The 16,677-nt window shown below is 42.0% G+C and carries 11 protein-coding genes and 4 pseudogenes; 7 read left to right on the forward strand and 8 right to left on the reverse strand.

Annotated elements, in window-relative coordinates; translation table 11 throughout:
- Positions 1-50 precede the first annotated feature (50 nt).
- The 3 genes and pseudogenes from gorA to PK654_RS15460 form a co-directional block, all read left to right on the forward strand.
- Positions 51-1,403, forward strand: coding sequence for a glutathione-disulfide reductase (gene gorA / locus PK654_RS15450; RefSeq protein WP_271696828.1), 1,353 nt, complete (start codon positions 51-53; stop codon positions 1,401-1,403).
- A gap of 92 nt (positions 1,404-1,495) precedes the next feature.
- A complete protein-coding gene (locus PK654_RS15455) occupies positions 1,496-2,698 on the forward strand; it encodes a tyrosine-type recombinase/integrase (RefSeq protein WP_271696829.1) in 1,203 nt (400 codons plus the stop codon).
- A pseudogene (locus tag PK654_RS15460) lies at positions 2,695-4,107 on the forward strand (hypothetical protein); the annotation flags it as partial. The gene PK654_RS15455 and the pseudogene PK654_RS15460, both read left to right, overlap by 4 nt.
- 38 nt (positions 4,108-4,145) lie before the next feature.
- Here PK654_RS15460 and PK654_RS15465 read toward each other — a convergent pair.
- A pseudogene (locus PK654_RS15465) lies at positions 4,146-5,683 on the reverse strand (IS3 family transposase).
- A 65-nt stretch (positions 5,684-5,748) separates the two neighbouring features.
- Here PK654_RS15465 and PK654_RS15470 point away from each other — a divergent pair.
- The 3 genes and pseudogenes from PK654_RS15470 to PK654_RS15480 form a co-directional block, all read left to right on the forward strand.
- Positions 5,749-6,030 (forward strand): annotated as a pseudogene (locus PK654_RS15470) (hypothetical protein); the annotation flags it as partial.
- A gap of 13 nt (positions 6,031-6,043) precedes the next feature.
- The gene (locus PK654_RS15475) at positions 6,044-8,158 is read left to right on the forward strand and encodes an integrase (protein ID WP_271696830.1); all 2,115 of its coding nucleotides are present in this window, start codon (positions 6,044-6,046) and stop codon (positions 8,156-8,158) included.
- Positions 8,130-8,576, forward strand: coding sequence for a hypothetical protein (locus PK654_RS15480; protein ID WP_271696831.1), 447 nt, complete (start codon positions 8,130-8,132; stop codon positions 8,574-8,576). Before PK654_RS15475 ends, PK654_RS15480 begins: the two co-directional genes overlap by 29 nt.
- 372 nt (positions 8,577-8,948) lie before the next feature.
- Here PK654_RS15480 and PK654_RS15485 read toward each other — a convergent pair whose 3' ends face one another.
- The 3 genes from PK654_RS15485 to PK654_RS15495 form a co-directional block, all read right to left on the reverse strand.
- Positions 8,949-9,893: a histidine ammonia-lyase gene (locus PK654_RS15485; protein WP_271696832.1), complete on the reverse strand. Its 945-nt coding sequence runs from the start codon at positions 9,891-9,893 to the stop codon at positions 8,949-8,951.
- 308 nt (positions 9,894-10,201) lie between these two features.
- A complete protein-coding gene (locus tag PK654_RS15490; protein ID WP_271696833.1) occupies positions 10,202-10,513 on the reverse strand; it encodes a hypothetical protein in 312 nt (103 codons plus the stop codon).
- Positions 10,514-10,593: 80 nt separating this feature from the next.
- Positions 10,594-10,977 (reverse strand): hypothetical protein, encoded by a 384-nt coding sequence (locus PK654_RS15495; protein ID WP_271696834.1) that lies wholly within the window; start codon positions 10,975-10,977, stop codon positions 10,594-10,596.
- Between the two features lie 300 nt (positions 10,978-11,277).
- Between PK654_RS15495 and PK654_RS15500 the strand changes: the two genes are divergently transcribed.
- Positions 11,278-12,858 (forward strand): methyl-accepting chemotaxis protein, encoded by a 1,581-nt coding sequence (locus PK654_RS15500; RefSeq protein ID WP_271696835.1) that lies wholly within the window; start codon positions 11,278-11,280, stop codon positions 12,856-12,858.
- 66 nt (positions 12,859-12,924) lie between these two features.
- Here the strand turns inward: PK654_RS15500 and tnpC are convergent.
- The 4 genes and pseudogenes from tnpC to PK654_RS15515 form a co-directional block, all read right to left on the reverse strand.
- Positions 12,925-13,799 (reverse strand): annotated as a pseudogene (tnpC, locus tag PK654_RS15505) (IS66 family transposase); the annotation flags it as partial.
- Entirely contained in the window at positions 13,772-13,960 is a 189-nt protein-coding gene (locus PK654_RS23045; protein ID WP_443088715.1) for a hypothetical protein, read from the reverse strand. The gene PK654_RS23045 and the pseudogene tnpC, both read right to left, overlap by 28 nt.
- Before the next feature lie 660 nt (positions 13,961-14,620).
- Complete coding sequence (locus tag PK654_RS15510) at positions 14,621-15,583, reverse strand: SPOR domain-containing protein (protein WP_271696836.1); 963 nt, start codon at positions 15,581-15,583, stop codon at positions 14,621-14,623.
- 154 nt (positions 15,584-15,737) lie between these two features.
- Positions 15,738-16,676: an ABC transporter permease gene (locus PK654_RS15515; protein ID WP_271696837.1), complete on the reverse strand. Its 939-nt coding sequence runs from the start codon at positions 16,674-16,676 to the stop codon at positions 15,738-15,740.
- Between the last annotated feature and the right edge of the window lies 1 nt (position 16,677).

The raw sequence follows: 16,677 nt of genomic DNA on the forward strand, positions 1-16,677 counted from the left end.
GGCGGCCTCCCCAATATAAAATGGATATAAAAACAAAACTGGAGAAAGTAATGACAACACATTTTGATTATATCTGCATCGGTGGTGGTAGCGGCGGCATCGCTTCTGCTAACCGTGCAGCCATGTATGGAGCCAAAGTAGCCCTTATTGAAGCCAAAGATCTGGGTGGAACCTGTGTGAACGTCGGCTGTGTACCTAAAAAAGTGATGTGGCATGGTGCGCAGGTAGCCGAGGCTATCAAGCTTTACTCTGAAGATTATGGTTTTGATGTAAACCTGAACGGATTCAACTGGGACAAGCTGGTTGAGAATCGTCAGGCTTATATTGGCCGTATCCATAACTCCTATGACAATGTTCTGGGTAATAACAAGGTTGAAGTGATTAAAGGCTTTGCCCGCTTTGTTGATGCCAAAACCGTTGAAGTAAACGGCCAGCATTATACCGCAGACCATATCCTTATTGCCGTAGGTGGCAGACCAACTATCCCGGGTGTTCCGGGTGCAGAGTACGGTATCGATTCTAATGGCTTCTTTGACCTGAATGAGCAGCCTAAACGTGTTGCCGTTGTCGGTGCTGGTTATATCGCGGTAGAAATTGCCGGTGTATTACATGCGCTGGGCACAGAGACACACCTTTACGTACGCAAACAGTCTCCAATACGTTCGTTCGATCCAATGATTATCGACACGCTGGTTGATGTGATGGCGGAAGAAGGTCCGACTCTGCATACTCACTCGGTACCAAAAGAAGTGGTTAAAGAGGCTGACGGCAGCCTGACGCTTCATCTTGAAAACGGTGAGAGCCAGAATGTAGATACTCTCATCTGGGCCATCGGCCGCCACCCCGCTACTGACGCTATTAACCTTGAAGCGACAGGTGTTGAAACCAACGCCCGCGGTTATATCAAGGTAGATGAGTACCAGCAAACTAATGTAGAAGGGGTTTACTGTGTCGGCGATATTATGGAAGGTGGTATTGAGTTAACACCAGTTGCTGTTAAAGCCGGTCGTCAGCTCTCTGAGCGCCTGTTTAACAACAAACCGGAAGCCAAGATGGATTACGATCTGGTCCCTACGGTTGTATTCAGCCACCCACCAATCGGTACTATCGGTTTAACAGAGCCTGAAGCCAAAGAAAAGTATGGCGAAGAGAATGTAAAAGTCTACACCTCTGGTTTTACCGCTATGTACACCGCAGTAACCAAGCACCGCCAGCCTTGTAAGATGAAGCTGGTATGTGCCGGAGACGACGAAAAAATCGTTGGCCTGCACGGTATCGGCTTTACCGTTGATGAGATGATTCAGGGCTTTGCCGTTGCCATTAAGATGGGTGCGACAAAAGCTGACTTCGATAGCGTTGTTGCCATTCACCCGACAGGCTCTGAAGAGTTTGTTACTATGTAGATCAGTGTCTGGAAAATCTACCCTGTAGATTTGTAAACTCTGGAAAACATACTAGTCTCGAATAAGGAATCATCTTTCTTTTGGAGGCTAGTATGGTTACTGTTATCAAGTCACACGACTTCGAAGTTCCAAGACTTTATCCCGCCGCCAAGTCAACCAGAAGTCACAAGCTCAAGGGCTTCCCTACATTTTACTCGAAAGATAACGAGTACATTCTTCCCGTTAATCTATGGCTAAATTATTTAATCAATGTTCGAAATGCCGCTGATATCTCCGGGAGTGTTAGAGCGATAAAAAAATACTGGGAATTCCTAGAAGTTTCCGGATGCGCTTGGAATGCTTTTCCTTCCGTGGACTACCTGAAGCCCACATATCGTTTTCGAAATGACATTCTCTTAAAGTCTGCTAAAGATGGCTCTATCGCTTATTCAACAGCTTCTCTATACATTCAACAGGTTATCAAGTTTTATGAATGGGCAGCACATGAGCGATTCATCACATTCACTGAAGATAACAAACCTTTTGACTATCAGCTAGTTCATATTGCTAACACTGGCATGATGAGCCATAACAACCCTAAATTTGTTGTTCGCTCTACTGATTTGAGAATTAGAAAGCCAGCCCGAAACGATCAGCAAAAACTAAATCCACTTTCACAGCTGGAATTGAAATGGTTTGCAGAATGTATCACCAGTTATTCTGATGAGTTTATTATCCATCAATTACTTCAATTACAATCAGGGCTACGGGTAGAAGAAGCATGTACGTTTCCTTTAGAAGCAGTGAAAAAACCGAACTATGGGGTGCAAAGGTGCGAAGTAGAAATTGGTCCCTTCAATGGAGTTAAAACCAAATTTAGCAAGACAAGAAGAGTAGAGATTCCTTACTCACTCATGCGAAGGATGTATATATATGCCATTTCAGAAAGACGCTATATTCGAGCTGTTAAATCTGAAACTCAGCAATCTACTCTATTACTAAACAATCGTGGTAACCCTCTGTGTAGCAACAATATTCAACAATACTTCCGCAGACTTAGGTTAGAGATAAAAAAGACTTATAACACAAACTTCCAACACCGAACACACGACCTTAGAGCAAGCTACGGTACATACCGGTTGGACGCTCTATTAGATCATATCCCAGTAGGAGATGCACTTGCATTGGTCATGGCATGGATGGGTCACAACGACGACAAAACGACCTGGAAGTACTTGCGTTATCTAAGGAAACAGCAAGCTAATCAAAATGCGATTGTAATGTTAGATCAAATAATCGAGGAGGCTATATCATGACATATTCACCTCCAAAGTTATTGATTAAGCTTCGAACGGGGGTCAATCAATTTTTTACTTATGACTTTACTCGTTTTTTTTATATGGGCGTGGAATTCAAACGAAACCTACATCAAGCTACTCCAGCTAATCGGGACAAAGATGTTTTAAGGTGGTTTCGATTTTTTAATGAGGCTCATGAGTACTCAGATCAGACAAAACAATGCTACTTGAGAGACTTTGCTATTTACGTGAGATTCTGCGACCTCAAATCTTTAACTCCCGAAAGTGCAGAAGCAGTAGAAGCATTCGAGAGAGATCTCATTGAGCACGTAAGGTTATCAAAGCTAAATGTGAACTCAGCTCGGAAAAGAATCTCTTGTATAAAAAAATGCCTAGAGAAACTTGGTAATCCAGCTTCAAAGTGGTTTTCTAGTTATGCAGTCTTTCGCTCAGAGCCCAACCCAACTCAAGGATACTCCGACAGAGAGATTACAATCCTTATCAGAATTATTTATCGCTTCTTCTTTCAGGTTTCAAAGCAGGTGTTCGAGAATCCAGAAGTGCATTTGTCAGCATCATCTAATAAACGAACAGCTTGGTTTAAATATAACGGCCACACACATGATATTGCATCTCCTGTTACAAAGTGCTTTAGTGCCGCCTACTTTCTGCTAGCGTATTACACGTGGGGAAACACGACTGTAATACTCAATATGACAAAGCCTAAGCAGAAGAGTTTCAACGGTGGCATTTGGTATGAACAAAGTGTGCTCAAACCTAGAGCCAACAAGTTTGTATCTATTTCCATTGGAGACAATGGAACATTTCATGTTCCCAAAAACGCACTCCGTTTTTTTGAAAGATTACTAGAGCTAAGCAATACAATATCTTCAGATACCCATTTACTGTACCAAGCTAAAGGTGGGGTTATAGCCCCTTTAGAGCAGAGCCATATTCAAACGTTTTCCAACTGGGTGCAACAAACCTTCTCACTGATTTCAGATGAGGGAAAGCCACTACGCCCAACGGCAGCGCGCTTTAGAGCAAGTGGTAGTTATCGATACCTAGCTAAAACTGGTAATGCCACAGAAACTGCGTTACTTCTTGGCAACACTCCACAGACCTTCAATAAGCACTACACCTCGGGAAATGTTAATGAAAATGAAAAACAATTACTTGCAGCTACTTATACCTTAGAAGGCTCTATTCGTTGTTCCGATATTAACTCTGCCAAAGAGTACGCCAAAAGAGAGCTAGGAATTGAAATATTGCCATACGAAGAGTTTCTAAAAAAGTATGCCACCTCTAATGGAGAAAAAACCATTTTGGGTACAGGATGTAAAAATGTCTTTTCATCACATGCAGATAAGTACCGTAGAAGAAATCACTTTAATCCCAAAAACTTCAATGTTGATCATCTTGCTTGCGGCGTTTTTCAAGATAGTTGTCACTATTTGCTTAGTTTTCAAGCAACTTCTTTTTCTGGGTTCAGATGAACTTCTCCGATCGGTTCACAGTTCCTGATATTCCGTGACCAGCGTTCTGGCTTTTGCCTTCGGTGTTCCATCAACACTCTTTCACGATGCTTCAAGATTTCCATATCTTTACCGTTGTGACGCTCCGATGGGGTCACATAGTTTAATCGGCTGTGCTTATGTTCCGTGTTGTACCAGTTAGCGAAGGTCTCTACCCACACACGGCTTGCTTCAAGACTATTAAAACCGCCAGACGGCCAGCTTGGCACATACTTAAGCGTACGGAACAGCGATTCCACATAAGGATTATCATCACTGACTCTTGGACGGCTATAAGAAGGTGTGATCCCCAGCTCTTCCATTTTCGCTTTTAACGTAAACGACTTCATCGGTCCACCGTTATCTGAGTGCAGAACCAGAGGCTGGTTGAAGCACTGTTCACGCATCAGCGTACGTTGTAATAACTGCGAAGCCAGCTCTCCGCATTCACGTTCATGCACCTCGTAACCTACGATTTTTCTGCTGTAGATGTCTTCTATCACATACAGATAATAATATTGCCCGCGGACACCTGACGGGAGATAGGTAATATCCCAAGTAAAAACCTGATTAGGAGCTGTTGCGGTGTAGCTCGTTGGCCTAGATGCCTTTTGTCGACTACGCTGGCGTCCTCTGCGGTTAAGTTGTCCTGCTGCTTTCAGTACGCGATAGAAGCTCGACTCTGAAGCTATATAGTCACCTTTGTCCAGTAACGTTGGTACAATCTGAGTCGGTGGCAGACTTGCGTACTCTGCGTTGTTTGCTCACATCGATGATGGTTTGTCGTTCTAGCTCTGTGAGCTTGTTAACTGGCACTGGTCGCGGAGCTATCGGCCGTTGATCTTCCTGAACCTCTCCATCTTGATACCAGCGGCGGTAAGTTCGGAGATCTATCTCAACTTCGTGACATGCGTTTTCCAACCTACAGCCGCTTTGGCGAGCCTCGTGATATAGAGTGTGATCAGGCTTTGCCTTTCATAGGTCGAGGTTAATCGTCCTCTGGTTCTTCCCCGTAAAAGGCTCTCAGCTTTTTTCTCAGCACCAGCAAGGCGGCAGTTTCAGCTAAGGCTTTTTCTTTATGGCGGAGTTCTTTCTTTAACTCTTTGATTTCTCTTTTATCTTCTTTGGCTTGTTTCTTCGCTTGGGCTTCTCGTTCCTTACTGGACATGAAGCCTTGCATACACTCACCGCGCCACTCTTTAATCTGCTCGGGATAAAGTCCTTTCTCACGACAGTACTGGCTTAGTTCGTTCTCTGTCATGGAATAAGTTTCTGCCACAACGGCCAATTTAGTTTGAGCTGACCACTGCTCGGAAGAAGTATTACTGTTTGGCACAACGGTTCCTGATTCTCTGAGTTGTTTTCGCCAATTGTACAGGGTTGCTTCATGAATTCCTTCTTCGAGCGCCACTTCTGCCACTGACCGGGAGTACGGAGGTAACAACTTCTTCAGTACTGCTTCTCTTCTTTCTTGGGAATAACGAGCCATTCTTTACTCTGTTACCGCCCCTAACTGGTTAAATTTTAACAGTGACAACTATCCTGCCAGAGGGGGCTTGCTCAGACATACACAACTGCTTTCAATGCGAAAACCAAGTAATCATTGAGTGTGCTGAAGATATTTGGTGCCTACTTAGCTATAGGGAGTCCATCATAGATTCCAAAGCATTCCATATAAGTGAAAAGCACTTCCTTAAAAACTACTCTGCACTGATTGACTCTATAAACAGGGTTCTCTTCACAATCCACCCAAAAGTAAAAAGACAAGCAGAGAAACTACTAAAAAATGATGGTCGTCACCCGTTGTGGCCTGCCGGAATAAATATCGATTTTTAGAAGGGCATATGAGATGACACCACTTTTTGAGCTTCCCAAAAACATTCTTCAAGAGAACATTTCCGAGTATAAAAAAACGGTGCAGCTATATATATCAAACAAACACCAAGAGTTGGACAAAGTTGTTGTTACTAAAGGCTTTGACGGGACACCTAAAAGCCACTTTGGAGATGAAGAGTGGGACTTCCGTGCTTACCTAGATGCAAGGACTACCTACAAAAAACACATCGTATTTTCAAAGATTAATGACGACCAATTAGCTAGAGAGCTCAAACTAATTTGCTTTTCATGGCTATACATCGCAGGCCACCACCGGAAAGGAGCGGTAATAAAACCCTCTACACTTATGGCTAGGTACTCAAAAATATGCATCATCTACAAATACCTAGATCAATCAGGTTATCAGTCTATATCTTGCTTAAGGTCTCACTTAGTATTTAATGAGCTTTGTAAGCATCTAAGAGGCTTAAAATATAGGGCAGCTCAAGTCGAAGGGATATACACCGCATTGATGCATGTTGAAAAAGTATCAAAGTATCTCCCCCTTGATTTTGAACTACCTAACGGACTTGGGCAAAGCGCCTTTTCTTTTGACATTACAGGAAAATCAAGGCTCGATGGTAAAAATCAGTTTTACGCGATCCCTACGCGGCTAATGGAAAAAATTTACCAGTACTGTTTCAACACTATTGATACCTTTCATCCTCACAAAGAAGCAATACATGACCTTCTTCATGATATACGACAAAACTATGAAGAAGGAAAAAAAAGAGTAAATGACAAAATCAACTCAGGCATATGGAGCTGGCTCCATCAAGATTCCTCAAGTTACCGAGTTGAAGTCAATAAGCATAAACCATTCAGTTATCCAAGCATAATAGACGCGCACATTACAGGAACACCACTTGATAGCCTGATTCCATCTCATGCCAACAAACTCCAAGGCACTATTATTGAGCTTCAGACTATCTGTTATATCGTTTGCGGCGCTCTGACGGGAATGAGACGGTCTGAGCTTTTCAGCCTTCATTCCAACAGCTTCAAGGAAAAAGAAGTATATGGTAGAAAATACTACGTTCTTCAATCTGAGCAACACAAGTTTAGTCAAGGAAAGCCACAAGCCGCTGAATGGGTTACGACCAAATATACCCAAAAAGCGATTGAGCTAGCGGAAGCAATTTCACGCCATATGAGAGTTCAGTTGCTTGAAGATAGCGATCCTATGAGCATCCACAACTCAAGCTGCTTATGGTTAGGACAAGGGAAAAAAGCTCGCAAGCCAATCATTCGACAAGATGACAATATGCGTAGGCATTTCAGTCGAATCTGTAAAAATGCCGGAGCATTTATCACTGAAGAGGATATGGTTGAATTTGAAGTAATCAACCCTAACAGAGAACCAGACCATGCCGACAATCGCTTGAAAGTTGGAAAAGTATGGCCACTTACCACGCATCAGCTTCGACGTACATTCGCCGTTTTCGCAAAAAGGCATAGTCTTTGTCATGACATAGCAATCAAACAACAATTTAAACACTTGGATTTACCTACAACCGAATGGTACGGAGAAGGCGGAATAGCGTCTAAAATAAAAGCGTTACAGATAGATACAGAGCTTCAATCATTTTTGAACGAGGTAGTTGTAGAGTCGACAACTCACAAAATTCACTCTTGGTATGATGACAAAGAATCTTTGAATCTAATGGGGAAAATGGCCGGTTCGATAAACAAAAACCGCTTAAGCCTACATAAGAAGTACAGGTCCTGGGATGCTATAAACGAGCACGTTAAAGCTGGTCGATTAACCCTAGTTGGTACCTTGCACTCATACTGTATGGCTGGATATGAATGCCAGATGCATAAAGTAAGCTCACCAGCTAACTGTATGAATTGTGAAAACCAAATTATCGGCAAAGAACAAGTTGAAAACTGGCAAAAGCGATACTCTTGGGTCTGCAAACAAGTACAAGATATGGACGCACTGGGAACTTTGACAAACTCAATGTATTCACATTTCATCACTCAAATAAGAGCAGCAGAGAAAGTCCTGCACCGTTTTCAAATACCTTTCACCAGATTCGATATAGGCGGCAACAAGTATGAGCAAATCCCAAATTACGAGAGTTGAACTAGAACAAGCTCTACAAAGACTTGTTTCTGGAGATACTAAGCGAGTTGACCCTAATAGAAAAATATCTGTCAAGGCTGTTGAAGAAGAAGCTGGACTTGGAGATGGCTCTGCTTATTACTACAAGGATATTGTGGAAAAAGTTAAAGAGGCAGCCCGCAAAAATACCCCGTTAACAAAAGCACAAAATGCCTATGAAGATAAGATTTCCAAACTACGTGAACGCCTTGCAAATGAGTCTAAGTTAAAAGAAAAATACAGAAATCAAGTTGAAGTGTACAAACAACAACTAGCAGGTATGGCGAGCCAACATAATCAGCTTGCCCTAATTATTCAACAGTATCAATATCAAATTGCAGAGCTAGAGTCAGGTATCAGGGATTTAGAGTCACCTAATTGTAGCAGCTCACGAATATAATCCCTCCGACTTGATTACATCGCCCATTCTTGGCTCACAATCAATGCAAACGGACTCACTTTAATTGAGAATTAAACCGGCAATCCAGCGTCACGCATTCCGAAGTCATTTGAAGTTAATTCTGGTGAAAGTAAATTCAGAAAAGTCTATTAAAATCGACTTGTAGGGATGTTGTGGGAGAATACTTTTATAAATAAGTACTTAAAATGGGATATCAAAATATCGCGCTCTAGGCTTCTACAACAAATATGGGAACATCAGAAATGTGAAGCTCCCCTTTTAAGGAGAGCTTCTTTTCCAGAATAAAGTACGAACTCTTACAGGACTACTTTCACGTTGGCTGTTTATATGTAATATCTAAAAATCTATGCTTTACTTAGTTAAAAGCCATTTATTGATGTAATCCGCTAAAGGTTTGAAGGCAGGGTTTGACCAATTGATTGCATCAGGGCTTCCCTGTCCTATTGTACCAGTATTACTAAAGACAGTGCCACTGGACCCTTTAACCTCACCAAGTTCAGCCTTACTAGGATCACGCATGTACTCATACGTTAGTCCTATCATAGCTCCAGGATTTAAATCAGCACTTAAAGTGTGAATCTGATCTCTTTTTCCTTTACCGTCAGGATCATCGTCTGGGTCGGTCGTGCACGTGTTAGCATTTAGCTGACCATTGCCATAGTTACAAGAATCATGGACGAGATATTCAGGGTACCCGCCAGAAGCTTGAATAATGAGAAGTGCTTTAAATGCATTATATGAGGCTAGCAGCTCAGCTCCAACAATCGTATTATTGTTTCCGTCAATGTAGTAATCGAAAAGTTGAATCAATTTTTGATATGTTGTCAAACTTGTTGTTTCATCCTTTCCGCCAAGGTTTGTATATACTAACTCTACTGCATCCAAAACTTTTGGTGTCCCACTATTCTCATTCATACTGTCGGCAAGCTTCAGAACGAAAGCGTCTGCTGTACTGCCGCTCGAAGGATCTGGTTCATCTTCTAAAAGGCCAATTACAACGCGTTTTTGACTGTATCTTTTTCGAACATCATCATGCAAACGAGAAATAAAGTCCTCAACCTGGACTTTAGTTCTCGCTTGTTGAGCATCAGAAACAGCAGTATCGATTTTCAACACATAGATGCCATTTTCAAACTGACAGTTAGGGACATCTACAGCTGTGGAACAATTATCAATCGAAGTGTACACATCAACTTTAGTCGGTGCGGATGACCCCGAATTGCTTTCTTCACCACAACCTGCAAGAGATCCTGCTACAACTACAGCAGCACTGAATAATAGATAATTTTTTTTCATTTTAAATCCAATTACTTAATCGCTCATCGATATTCCAAACTTGATAAGCATATATCAAATACAACGTACTATAAGTTTCCATGTCGTAATGTTGATATCTATGTTATTTGAAATCTGTTAATAAACCTAGTTCTAAGTATGTGTAGCGGCTCACGAACATAATCCCTCCGACTTGATTACATCGCCCATTCTTGGCTCACATTAAGTGAGAATAAGGCTTGCATCCGGCTCACAATCAATGCGAACGGACTCACTTTAGTTAAGAATGGGCTTGCAAACATATTTCTTCGGCTCACTTTAATTGAGAATTACTCTTCAAGACTTTTGATTGAAGAAATTCGGATAATATTCCGAAAACTATCCAGATCTTGAATACTGAGTAGTAAAGATTTGACTTCTTCTATGCTTAAATTCGAATCAATCTTCACGCCTGTTTCTGATGCACTGATCACTTTGTCGTTATTTTCTAATTCCTCACAGAAAGCACTTTTATACTGTGGATAACATTCTTCTTCCGGAAAGCGATTAATATCTTTAATCAATTTTCTGTCGAGTTCTGATTCATATGTTAGGCGTACATTTATTTCATATATCATGTTCTTACCATCATTTAAGTTCATTTTTCTTTAGCCTGATGATTTACAGTTGTTACTTTTTCTTAGCTGTGTACCTTAAGCATTCCAAACTTACTTCAAGAATATTACTCAAAATATGCGTATATGGATGGGGCGTGTCTTTCGTTGTAAGCTTGAGTAAAGGCTTCAGAAATCATCTTAAGTCTATCAGTGCTTGGCATTGTTAGCCGGGCACTGAGGTTGAAAAATGGATATTTCCCTTGAATATCAGGGTGTATTGTAGCTGCCACTTCAACGTCTGAGGTTGATACATACCTTCCAGCCCATCTTTCAATATAATGTTTGATAGGTCTAATTTTGTTGGATGTATTTTTGATTTTTTTTTGTGCATCTAACCATTCATAAGCGATCCTGATACAGTCGTTGTGCTCATGTACAATATCAGTTGGTTCAGAATACTTCGTAGCTCGCTTTCCTTCCTCAATTTGTTCATCGGTAATATAGCGCATACTTGCCACCTTTCTTGTTGAACAAGACATTCGATTGTTTAGGTTTATTATGAGTTATGACAAAGAATATGCAATCAATTGAGTCTAAATAAACGTACATTTTAAAAGACTTACTTGTTTTAGAAGCATAAGAGAAATGTTCATTACTTCTTTTCTTACCATCCTTAATTTGACAATACTACCAATAAAGCAATAATCTACGCCCCAAACGCTGGACGCTCTGTTAAATTGTGCGCACCCAAAAGGAATCGGCTATATCGTACAACTTACACCTGTACCTCAAAATTGTATGGTAACAATATGATAAAATTTAAAAACATGTCGGTTCGGTGGCAAATTATGCTGCCAGTTCTATCAGCCGCCATTATTCTTATTGCTAGCACTATCTTCATGGCAACCTCTTTAGTCGAGAAGATTGATGAAACTGAACAAGTCGCCGCACTTTCACTATCAAATGGTAACGCCATTGCACAAATGACAATGGATATTGCCAATATTCAAGAAAATATAAGTGCATACTCAAGTGTCAACTCGACAATTCAAGAGCTTGAAGCTCGTATTAATAAAAATATTACTGACATTAATGCTATTCTTGATAATGCTACTGGTGAGCATGAATTGGCAGTAAAGAAAGCGATCCATGAACTTCTAGACTTGGTGGAAAACAATCTAGAGTCTATCCTTTCTCGAAAACCTATTGTCCTATCTAAGTATCACAAGTCATCTAGCGAAGTATCAATCTCAATTACTGCTTTATTTGTTGCATATGAACAAGATATGGCTTCTGGAAAAGCGTCTAGAGCCAAAGAGGTATTAGACCTTCAATACCAAGGTGGCATTGTGTTGATACTTCTCATGGCATTCTCTGTGGGCATGCCATATGTTGTTTCAAACATGATTGTTAGACCTATCGTTAATGTCCAAACCGCAATGAAGCACCTTTCCGAAGGTGATTTCAATGTTAGCGCGAACGTCGATAGTACTAACGAGCTTGGCCAACTAAGCCAAAGCATGAATTCAATGATTGAACGCCTTAAGTCTATTGCTGACTCACTTATCACCGTTGGCCATAATGTCGCATCTGCATCGACTGAGTTATCAACGGTTATGGTTCAGGCCGAAAGTAATGCTGCGGAAGAAAGCAGCCAGATAGATTCTATTGCGACCTCTATCAATGAACTATCTCGCACTGCACAAGACGTTGCTAAGAATGCATCACTTGCTGACGGCGCAGCTCGAAATGCACTTGAGTTGTCGAACAAGGGGTCTGAGTCTTTCGATAGAACCTACAACGCAAGTAAGGAAATGAGTGTAACGCTTGAGAATGCTGCTGATGAAATAGACCAACTGGCTACCGAGTCTATCAAAATTGGAGAAGTGGTTAGCGTTATTGAAGATATTTCTGCGCAAACCAATCTATTAGCGCTTAATGCAGCCATTGAGGCGGCACGCGCTGGTGAACAAGGTAGAGGTTTTGCTGTAGTGGCATCAGAAGTCAGAACTCTGGCAGAACGCACCCAAACTTCAACTGAAGAGATCCAGGGTATTATAGAGTCACTACAAGGTAAGGCGAGCTCAGCTAATAATACTATGGTTCAAAGTCTAGATAGACTGGTCAAAAACCGTGAGGTTATGGTTGAAGCAAGTGATGCTATGCAAGGCATCTCCAAGGTCGTCATTGAAATTAGTGAATTGAATACTCAAGTGGCTACTGCTGCAGAGCAACAAAGCAGTGTGACTGAACATGTAAACAAATCAGTTAACTCGGTAATTGATCTGGTGAGTCAGAACGTAACTGGTATCAACCAAAGCGCATCAACGGCAAACGAGCTATCATCTCTGGCTGAAGACCAGCGAGATCAACTCTCATTCTTCAAATAAGTAAATTATCTATAGCGATGCTTGTCGATATATATGTAAGCGCCCCATTATTCCACGGGCGCAGTCTTAGTGAGAGAAATTCCAGGGAAGAAGTGATTCGATATCTGGTTCTGGTTTAGCCTGCTCTTTCATGCACTGAATCAGGTAGTCGTACATGATAAGACCGTTGGCCAGTGCCATGCTGTACAGCATGGCACTGGCATGCGCACCTTTTGGAGTATCAGCGAAGAGCCAGTTTTTGCACCCAATGACCATGGATTTGATTGCACGCTCTGCGCGGTTATTGTCGATGGATAAGTGGCCATCTTCAATATAGCGAACCAGCTTATGCCACTGACCAACGGTCTACTTTATAGCTTTACACAGTGGGCTGGACTCTACTATTTTTGCGAAGTCAGCCATTTATGCAGATCATCCAACATTGGTTTCGCAAGTTTCTGGCGCTCTGCCATTTTTTCCTCAGCAGATTTGCTTTTCAGTCGTGTTTCCAACGCATACAGCTTCTGGATTTTCGCCAGCGCCGCATCAGCTTTGCCTGTTTTGCCTTTCCCTTGCAGTTTCTCTGCATCCATGAACTTGCGGCGTGCGTGAGCTAGGCAACCAAGGTGTTCTACCTTCGTTAACCCGTCATACGCTTTGTATCCGTCTGTTTGTAGACAGCCGTCGTATTCACCCAAGAAACCTTCAGGACATGCTCGAGAACGCCCATTTTGATAATCGAACAAGACGATATTTTTTACACCTTTCAGCGTAGCTTCGGGCGAGCCGGCACCAGAACAGTAGATCCACATATATCACTTCTTCTCCTCCTTAAGCACGTTCAGCGGTGTTTCATCCGTCTGGATAACCACTTGCTCAAGCTGGTGCTTGTGAAGAGCTTGGTATAGCGGAGTAAAGCGTTCACTGACCTGAACTACCCAGCGAGCCATGATGGTTCTGGATTGATTATATTTGACTCAGATTCATCAAAAACACCTACTCTTTCGGCCATGAAATCATCAGATACGCTTTCTGTTTTAGCAAAAGACAACCAGTCGTCTTTACTTTCTATTGTGATAAGCTCATCAGCATGTGCATTGTAAGCTGTCATGTCTTCAAGCAATTATTCTTCCGTAAGCCTTTTTTTACTCATCACATATATCCAAGATATGAAGTTGAGATTCGCTTAATTATAGCAAAACCAGTTTTCTTCCGTTTCATACAAAATACTGCTAGAACAAAGAGCCGGGCAAATGTATGGTATGCTCCGTTTGTGCAATAGGCTGTTGTACAATTTGGCTCAATGGCAGTTGTTGCAAATTCTGCAACTACCAACTCTGAAGCTGGCAAACCGATCATTGAACACGTTACGAATTTACTGAAATTTGTTGAAGACAACATGGTATCAGAGATTATACCTGACAAAACAAACCTGGTAAGTAATCGAAGTCTCCTTCGGAATTTTTGTAAACAAGTATTGGCCAATTGCAGTAACTATAAAAGCCCACATAACCAATACAAAAGTCTATCTCTAACTCTGGAAAATATTTTTTCCAGACAAAATTTTTATTAAAATTAATCAAATTATTGCATTTTTCTGGAAAAACCTTGTCACACCTTATTTTTTAAGGTTCTCCAGTATAATTCCAGACCGGAATATAAAGAGTAGTTTGTAAACTATGAGATAAGGCGTACGCTGATTAAAAAGCCCGCCACAGGTAGTTCTGTAGCGGGCTTTATTATTTCTGACGGCGTGTTTTACTCTTGTTTTGTTAATGGTTGGTTACTTAATACAAACCACATTCAGCAGTGATGTGCCTGTTAACTGGGTAATTTTACCGCTGGTAAACAAACCGCGCTTACCTTCACCCCAGTAAGGAACATGAATCGGCCACTGCTTCTTAGTCATCACACCGGAGTTAATCAAAGCTCTCCACTCGATATCATTTAGCAGACGCATCCCCTGAGACTGGCAAACCTGCGTCGCCATTTCATAGTTCAGCCGGTTCCAGCCTATGCCGTATTCCATATAGTACTGCTCATTCCCTTCCATCAGGAAAGGGATAGCATAGTAGTTCTCACCAATCTTAGTTTCACGGCGAACCACCATCATACCGACATCGGTTTTCTTAGCCGTGCTGTTAGGCCGGGTCGTTGCGACAGGAATAGGAGCCGCCTTTTTCGGCGTAACGGCTTTTGGTTTAGGTTGAGGCTTGGAGACGGGTTTAGGTTTCGCTTTAGGCTTAGGAGGCGTTTTAGTGACTTGCTGCTTGGCTGGTGCAGCCATCGCTTTTCCGCTCGTTGCCGGTTTATCAGAATCCTTAGACACTGCCCTGATAAATGCCTGACGATATGGCTTTAAAGTCTTAAGTTGTTTCAGGTCCTGTGAAGCATTGTCAAAGGCATCATAAGGTCCAATCAAGCAACGATACCCTCTGCTTTCAGGTTTCATCCAGACATCGGTTGAAATCTTGCTATAAATACTTTTTGCCTGAGCCAGAGCGACTGGTTTAGAGAACATACCACACTGAATCCAGAATAAACCCGATTTCTGCTTTGGTGTTTTTCCCCACAACCCGTTACCAACAGGACACTCTCTGGACAGAACGGGTAACTCACTATTACTGCTCTGCTTCGCTTCACAGATATAATCGTTATTGGTATCAGTTGCAGCCATTACTCCAGTGCTGGCAAATACCAGACTGACAGCGAGTAACATTGACTTTCTAACCAGAAATCTCGTCATATATCTATCTCTAAAAACATTATGCAACCAGCATAATATTTTATCATCGGTTAAACAAAAAGAGTCGCATTTCAGCGACTCCCCTAGTTTAGAAAGCTTTATAGTTAAAGATCAATCGCTTTGGATCACTCTTTATCAAAATTGGGGTTAAGGATCACCCTTTATAAATTTTAGGGTTAAATACATCCCTTAGCCAGTCACCCAGCAAATTGATTACCAGAACCAAAGTAACCAGTACAATCCCCGGGAAAGCTGTAATCCACCATGCACCTGAGAAAATATAGTTAAAACCGATACTTATTAATGCACCCAGTGATGGCTGATCCACCGGCAAGCCCAGCCCTAAGAAAGAGAGAGCCGCTTCTGACATAATGGCATTCGCTACCTGCACCGTTGAGATAACCAGAATCGGCGACAAACAGTTTGGCAGAATATGACGGAACATAATACGTGGCGCCCTGAAGCCCATTACACGGGCAGCTTCAACATACTCTTTCTTCTTCTCTGCTAACACAGAAGCACGAATAGTACGGGCATACTGCGGCCATTCAGCCACCCCGATAATCACCACCAACATAACAACGGCATACTGACTATAAAACTCACTACCAAAGCTGGCTTTGAAGATAGCAGAGACGATAATCGCCACCATCATGGTCGAGAAAGAGAGCTGAACATCGGCAAAGCGCATCAGGAAGCTATCAATACGGCCACCAAAGTAACCGGCAGACAGACCTATCACAATACCCAGAAACAGCTGCAAGCCAACAGCAAGAAAGCCGATAGTCAGAGATAAGCGGGAGCCATACAGCATGGTAGAGAGAATATCCCGCCCTTGCTCATCGGTACCCAACAAAAATCGTTCGTCTCCATCTTCCATCCATGCAGGAGGAAGCTCTGAGTCCATGATGTCGATTGAACTCAAATCATAAGGGTTGCTCGGTGAAAGCACCGGCGCAGCCAGAGCCATAAGCAGAAAGGCCATAAAAATAGCAAAACTGACCATGGCGACTTTATCGCGCAGAAAATAGTAAAGAAAATCCGATTGTCTGAAACGTTCCCAGCGGCTAGGAACAACACTTGCTTGACTCATT

Source organism: Vibrio sp. SCSIO 43137, assembly GCF_028201475.1.
Taxonomy (GTDB): Bacteria; Pseudomonadota; Gammaproteobacteria; order Enterobacterales; family Vibrionaceae; genus Vibrio.

Bases quoted from the DNA above. Each gene is read 5' to 3' on its own strand.
- gorA (WP_271696828.1), top strand. From the start codon at position 51: ATGACAACACATTTTGATTATATCTGCATCGGTGGTGGTAGCGGCGGC.
- PK654_RS15455 (WP_271696829.1), top strand. From the start codon at position 1,496: ATGGTTACTGTTATCAAGTCACACGACTTCGAAGTTCCAAGACTTTAT.
- PK654_RS15475 (WP_271696830.1), top strand. From the start codon at position 6,044: ATGACACCACTTTTTGAGCTTCCCAAAAACATTCTTCAAGAGAACATT.
- PK654_RS15480 (WP_271696831.1), top strand. From the start codon at position 8,130: ATGAGCAAATCCCAAATTACGAGAGTTGAACTAGAACAAGCTCTACAA.
- PK654_RS15485 (WP_271696832.1), bottom strand. From the start codon at position 9,893: ATGAAAAAAAATTATCTATTATTCAGTGCTGCTGTAGTTGTAGCAGGA.
- PK654_RS15490 (WP_271696833.1), bottom strand. From the start codon at position 10,513: ATGAACTTAAATGATGGTAAGAACATGATATATGAAATAAATGTACGC.
- PK654_RS15495 (WP_271696834.1), bottom strand. From the start codon at position 10,977: ATGCGCTATATTACCGATGAACAAATTGAGGAAGGAAAGCGAGCTACG.
- PK654_RS15500 (WP_271696835.1), top strand. From the start codon at position 11,278: ATGATAAAATTTAAAAACATGTCGGTTCGGTGGCAAATTATGCTGCCA.
- PK654_RS15510 (WP_271696836.1), bottom strand. From the start codon at position 15,583: ATGACGAGATTTCTGGTTAGAAAGTCAATGTTACTCGCTGTCAGTCTG.
- PK654_RS15515 (WP_271696837.1), bottom strand. From the start codon at position 16,676: ATGAGTCAAGCAAGTGTTGTTCCTAGCCGCTGGGAACGTTTCAGACAA.